Source organism: Allosalinactinospora lopnorensis, from assembly GCF_000981225.1.
Lineage (GTDB): Bacteria > Actinomycetota > Actinomycetes > Streptosporangiales > Streptosporangiaceae > Allosalinactinospora > Allosalinactinospora lopnorensis.
On the sequence record NZ_LAJC01000162.1, the window covers coordinates 1 to 2,502 of the forward strand.

The window sequence follows — 2,502 nt, forward strand, 5'->3', positions numbered from 1 at the left end:
CACCCGCCCTACGCCCGTGCTCCCGGCGGCCGTTCGGGAGCCCCTTCCCCGCCGTCTCCACCGCACGAGAACGAGCACCGCGCCCCGCCCACCGCTCCCCCGGAGCCGGACCCCGTCGAGCTTCCCGCCGACTCTCCCCCTCCCCTTGAACGGGCCGGTCCCGCTGCGGCCGGCACCGGCTCGGAACGGCACGCCCCCGCCCTTGAGCGGCCGGAGGGGCGCCGCCCGCCACCCGGGTACATCGAGGTCGACGGCGACCCGGTCCGCCCCTCGTGGCTCGCCGCCCTGCGCGACCGGCTTCCGCCGGCCGAGCAGCCGCGTTTCGGCCGGACCGGCCTGCATGCCCTCGTCGCCGTGTGCTCCATCGCGGTCATCGCCGCGTCGTGGTTCTTCCTGCAGGCGCGCCCTTCCCCCGAACCCGTGCCCGAGCTACGCGCCGACTCCGGCGCGGCGTCGCCGGGGGCGGCGTCCCCCGGGGCGGACCCGTCACCTCCCGCCGTTCCCCAGGCGTCGCTACAGCCGAGCGGCGATGTCCTGGTGCACGTCGACGGCAAGGTCGACGACCCGGGTGTCTTCACCCTCCCCGCCGGATCCCGCGTGGCCGACGCGATCGAGGCCGCGGGCGGTATCGACGCCGACGCCGAGACCGAAGGTCTCAACCTGGCACGCCCACTGGTCGACGGGGAGCAGGTGCTGGTCGGTGTCACTCCGCCGCCCGACGCCGCGGGAGCCGAGGCCGCCGCGCCCGGTGCGGCGCCCGGGGAGCCCGGAGCGCTGATCGACCTCAACACCGCCTCTCCGGACCAGCTGGAGGAACTGCCGGGGGTCGGCCCGGTGCTCGCCGAGCGCATCGTGGAGCACCGCACGACCAACGGCGGTTTCACGTCAGTCGAGCAGCTGAACGACGTCAGTGGAATCGGGGAGGTGCGTTACGCCGAACTCAGCGAGCTGGTCCAGGTGAGCGGCGCGGGGTGAGCCTGCTCGGCACCGACGCCCCCGGTGCGGCCGTCCCGGCGGATCTCCGGCTGCTGGCGCCCGCGATTGGCACGTGGCTGTGCACCGCCGTCCTTCTCGGCGTGGATGCCCGGACGGCGGTGGCGGTCGGTGTGCTGCTCGCCGGAGGCGCTCTCGTACTCCGTCTCGCGCTGCGCCCGCCGTCGAGGCAGGAACGGGCCACCCCGGTTCTGGCGGTCCTCGCGTGCGCCGCCGCCGGAGCGCTGGCCGTGGGCGTCCGCCTGGCCGGCGTAGAGGCCGGCCCGGTCGCAGAGCTGGCGGAGCGCGAGTCCGGGGCCAGGATGGAGGTGCAGGTCCGCCTCGATCCGCGACCGCGCCAAGGCCCTCCGTTGCCCGGTCACCCCGATCACGTCATCGAGGCCCGTACCGTGTGGGTCGACGTGGACGGTGAGCGGCTGTACTCCCGGGTGCCGGTGGTGCTGCTGGGGTCCGGTCCTCAATGGAGCGGCCTGCTGCCCGGCACCACGGTCCGGTTGTCCGGGAAGGCGGTCCCGGCGGGAGACAACGGCCTGGTGCGGGCCCTGATCGTGGTGCGCGGCCCGCCGGAGCGGGTGGCGCCGCCCTCGGCTCCGCAGGTCTGGGCGGGAGCGGCGCGGACCCGGCTCCGCGAGGCCGCGTCGACCCTGCCCGAGCCGGCGAGCGCACTGCTCCCCGCGGTGACCGTCGGGGACGTATCCGGCCTGGACGACGCCACCGCCGACGATTTCCGGGCCACGGGCATGACGCACCTGTTGACGGTCTCCGGAGCCAACCTCGCCGTGCTCACCGGGCTCGCACTCGGGCTCGGGCGGTGGTCCGGCTGGCCGCCGTGGTTCACCGCGGCGGCGGGCTTCGCGATGATCGCCGTGTTCATCCTGGTCGCCCGTTCCGAGCCGAGCGTGCTGCGCTCGGCCATCATGGGCGGGATCGCGCTGCTCGCACTGGCGCTGGGCCGCCGGCAGGCCGGAGTCACGGCGCTGGCGGCGGCGGTGGTCGCGCTCCTGCTGTTCGATCCGGCACTGGCACGCTCCTATGGGTTCGCGCTGTCGGTGCTGGCCACCGCAGGGATCCTGGTGCTGGCGCCGGGCTGGCGCGACCGCTGGTCCGCGCTGATGCCCCGCTGGGTGGCCGAGACGGTGGCCGTCGCGCTGGCCGCCCATGTCGGGTGCGTTCCGGTGCTGGTGCTCCTTTCGGCCGAGATCAGCTGGGTGGCGGTGCCGGCCAATGTGCTCGCCGGGCCGGTGATGCCCTTCGTCACGGTCGGCGGCTTCGCCGTCATGGGTCTCGCGCTGCTCTGGCCCGCCGCGGCGGCGTTCCTGGTGTGGGTGCCGGGTGTCCCGTGCTCTGGATCAGTGAGGTCGCCGCGCACGCGGCCCGAGTGCCGCAGGGCGCGTTCCCCTGGCGAGGCGACCTCGCCGGAGCCGCGGCCGCGGCCGCGCTCGTTCTCGCCCTCCTCGCGCTGCGCGGACGGCTGCGGCGGGCCCTGCTCTCGTTCGGAGCGCCGGCGGC

Annotated in this window: 2 protein-coding genes; both read left to right on the plus strand. The window is 75.6% G+C overall.

Annotated elements, in window-relative coordinates:
• The coding region (locus VS93_RS26205; protein WP_236700759.1) for a ComEA family DNA-binding protein at positions 1-975 on the plus strand (975 nt) is incomplete at its 5' end.
• Positions 972-2,502, plus strand: a 1,531-nt coding sequence (locus VS93_RS26210) for a ComEC/Rec2 family competence protein (RefSeq protein ID WP_162231722.1), incomplete at its 3' end; no start/stop codon positions are given. The genes VS93_RS26205 and VS93_RS26210, both read left to right, overlap by 4 nt.